The following is a 3794-nucleotide window of genomic DNA, read 5'->3' on the forward strand; positions in this document are numbered from 1 at the left end:
AGGGTCTGCGCCGTCTCGCCGGTCGAAGGATTCAGCCGCACGAGCGATCCGTCTCCGCCGTTCGTGACCCAGACGGCGTCGGAGTCGACAGCGATCCCTTCCGGCTCCCGTCCGATCGGGATGAGGTCCCTGACCGAGTCCGACTCCGGATCGATCTTCGAGACGGTCCCGTCTGCGCGGTTCGTGACCCAGACGGCACCGGCCCCGGTCGCGAGCGCGCTCGGCTCACCGCCGACGCCGATCTCCCTGAGCACGCGGCCGGAGCCGGGATCCAGTGCGACGACGCTCGCGGTCGGAGGCGAGGCGATCCAGATCCGGCCGAAGCCGACTGCGATCCCTGACGCGCCGACGGCTGCCGGGAACTGCCTTGATACGCGGCTGGCACCGGATGCGATTCGAGACACGGTGCCGTCCACCGAGTTCGTGACCCATGTCGCGCCGACGCCGTGGGCAACCCCGCTCGGGCCGTTGCCCACCGTGACCCTCAGCACCTCCTCGTTCGTGGTGGGGTCGATGCGAGAGACGGTGCCGTCGAGGCCGTTTGCCACCCACACTCCACCTGCACCGACGGCGATACCCGTCGGCCCTTCTCCGACCCTGATCGTCTGGGCGACCTGGTTGGTCGCGGGGTCGATACGGGACACGGTGTTGTCGTTCGCGTTCGTGACCCAGATCGCCCCGAGCCCGGACGCGACCTCTCCTGGCGCTCCTCCGACGGGAACCTCCGAGACAACCTCGCCGCTGTCGGCATCGATCACGCCGACGGCGTTCGCGCTCACGGAGGCGCTGGCCGTGGACCCGCCGCCCTGTGTGAGGAGCACGCCGACGGTTACGCCGACGAGGGCGGCCGCGAACGTCGCAGCGACGAGCGCTCGGCGACTCGGCCGTCGCCACGGCCTGGCGAGCTCCTCCGATGCAGCCTCGGCGAGCTCGCCCTCCCGTCCCTCGAAGGGTGGCCGTGCCGCGGTCTTGAGCTCGGGAAACGTCTCTTGTAGACCCGGCGCGATGAGCTGGTAGATCCGCTCGGGCTCGTCCATGTCCTTGAGCTGGTGCTCGCCGAGGTCGCGCAGCGTGACCTCGGGGATGGGGTCGTCCCGAAGCAGCTCGCGCGTCGTCTGCGAAACGAGCACCTGTCCGCCGTGCCCGGACGCACAGATGCGAGCGGCTCGGTGAACACCCATGCCGACGTACCGCTCGCCGCCCACGGCCGGTTCCCCGGTGTGAATGCCCATGCGCACGCGCAGTACGGAATCCTCCGGCCACGAGTGGCCCATCAGCGTGCCCTGGCAGGCGATCGCGCACGCGACGGCATCCTTGGCTCGCCGGAAGGCCACGAAGAACGAGTCCCCCTGTGTATCGATCTCGCGGCCGTCGTGCTCGGCGAAGCCGTCGCGAAGGATCCGTCGGTGGTCGTCCAAAGCGTGTGCGTACAGCTCCCCTCCCATCTGTTTGAGCAGCTGCGTGGAGCCCTCGATGTCGGTGAAGAGGAAGGTGACGGTGCCTACGGGCAGCTCGTCGACTGAGCTCACGTACCGAGTCTTTCACTCGGCGGGTCGGCTACCAAACGATGTCTACGTCGCGCGCACGCTGGATCCGGCCACTCTGCCCTTGGTTGATGGGGCCCACCATGGGGCCACCAGACCTACCGAGACTGGCCGAGATCAGAGGGTCAATCACCAGGCAGAAACGCTTCGGACAAACGAGATCGTCTCGGTTGGTCTCGGCCTGTCTGGGCTCGGGCCCGAACTTCGAATCTGCGGGCGGAGGTTCGACTCCTCCCGGGGCCACTCAGTATCAACGCGGATCTTGCCGCTGTGCGCCTGCCGCTGGAACCCCATGGGCGCTCGAGGCGAGGACGGGGTTGGCGAGGCAGCCCCCAACCGAGTCGTCAGGTGAGCTCCTCCCCCGCCGACACCCACGGCGCGGCGGGCGTCCGCTCGTCGACCCCCTTCTCGATCAGCTCTTGCCGCACCTCGCCCTCATGCGCCATTCGCAGGAAGCCAGAGCGCTACCTCACCCAGAGCTGGCTGAGCAGGACGCCCCACTGCGGGTTGTACTGGAAGTTGCCGACGCGCTTGGAGACGACGTTGACGTCGCTTCGGTTGTATGCCGGTACGAAGGGCGCCTGCGCGAGAATCGCCCGCTCGGCCTGCTGCCAAAGCGTGGTGGCTGCGGCGGGATCCTGCGCCTGTGCATCCGTGGCGGCGCTCATTTTGGCGTCGACCGACGGGTCGCAGAACCCGGACAGATTCGTGTTCGCGCCCGGTGAGGCGGGCACGAACGCGGCGCAGCTGAACAGGGGCGGTAGGAAGTCCGCGGCCGACGGATAGCTCGCGATCCAACCCGAATACCCGGCCTGAGTCTGCGTTCGAGAGTCGGAGATCTCGGTGAAGTAGGCATCCGGGCTGATTGGCCTCACACGAGCCCGGTAGCCGAGCGAGTCGAGAACAGAGGCGATGTATTGCGCCTGGTGAGCGATCGGCCGCGGCACGGCGACAGTGACGACGGCGCCGCGAGTGCCAGAGCTCCGAACGAGGCGCCGTGCAGCGTCGAGGTGCTGTGCACCGCCGGAGCCGTACGGACACGTGGGCCTGTAACCGGGGAGGTTCGGCGGGAGAATGTGGCAGGTCGGCGCAAACGCACGGCCGAGCGTCCGCACGAACGTCTCGCGATCGAACGCGATGTTCACGGCTCGTCGCGCCCGCGTATCGTCGAAGGGCGCTACGCGCGTGTTGAGGAAGTAACCCTCCGTGCCGAGGGTTGGGCTCAAGCGCAGCTGGCCCGGAGCGCGGACGGCGAGTTCGTCGAGCGTCTCCTTCGACGGCGGCGGTCCGTAAGTGGACACAACATCTACGCCCCCGCGTTCGGCTGCACGCACGGCTGCCGAGATGTCGTACCCGAATCGCCAGGAGAGGGTGATCGAATCGGGATAGCCGTCCGGCTGCGCGTCGGCCGACCACTCACGGAAGGCGCTGTTCCGCACCAGCCGAATGGTCTTCGACTTCCTGTTAAGCCCAGCAATCCGGTACGGCCCGGTCGCCGGAAGCGGACGGGTGGCCCGTTTGCGCGCCGGGGCCCCTCGAGGCACCGCGACGGCGAACGGCATCGCCAGCTTCGCGAGAAAGTCGGCATCGGGCTCCGTCAGGTGGAACGTGATGGTTCCAGCAGTGCGGTCCACCGTGATGCCGCCGGAGAGATCACACGGCTTGCCGGTAGTGCACCGGTTGGCCCCGACGATTCCCTGGTAGTACCCCTCGCCACCGGCGTCGGACTCGATGACGAAGAGGCGCTCGATCGCGCGCTTGAAGTCCTCGGGCTCGACGATGTCTCCATTGGAGTAGCGGATGCCCGGGCGCACCTGGAACGTGTACGTCCTCCCACCATCGGTCGGGGCGGGAAGCGCGACGGCGAGATTCGGTACGAGCTGGGAGCCCTCGACGCCACCGACCCTCCGAAACCCGACGAGCCCGTCGTTCGTGAGGGTCAGAACCGGGATGAGACCGAAGCCCTCGATAGCAGGGTCCAACGATTGCGGGCCTGTGCCGAGAAGAGCCTCCAGCGTTCCCCCACGGTGCTCGATCCCGGTCGATCGGACCGCGACGTAGACCCCGTCCGGCGTCAGGGCAACGCCGTGCGGCGGGTTGTCGAGTGCCAGGGTCTGCGCCGTCTCGCCGGTCGAAGGATTCAGCCGCACGAGCGATCCGTCTCCGCCGTTCGTGACCCAGACGGCGTCGGAGTCGACAGCGATCCCTTCCGGCTCCCGTCCGATCGGGATGAGGTCCCTGACCGAGTCC

Annotated in this window: 2 protein-coding genes; both read right to left on the reverse strand. The window is 68.1% G+C overall.

Annotation, left to right across the window (positions count from 1 at the left end; translation table 11 throughout):
• Positions 1 to 1529: adenylate/guanylate cyclase domain-containing protein (locus VFX99_RS17160; RefSeq protein WP_329667507.1), on the reverse strand; the 1529-nt coding region annotated here is incomplete at its 3' end.
• Between the two features lie 479 nt (positions 1530 to 2008).
• Positions 2009 to 3794: ABC transporter substrate-binding protein (locus tag VFX99_RS17165; protein WP_329667508.1), on the reverse strand; the 1786-nt coding region annotated here is incomplete at its 5' end.

It is taken from the genome of Microbacterium sp. (genome assembly GCF_036277215.1).
Taxonomy (GTDB): Bacteria; Actinomycetota; Actinomycetes; order Actinomycetales; family Microbacteriaceae; genus Microbacterium.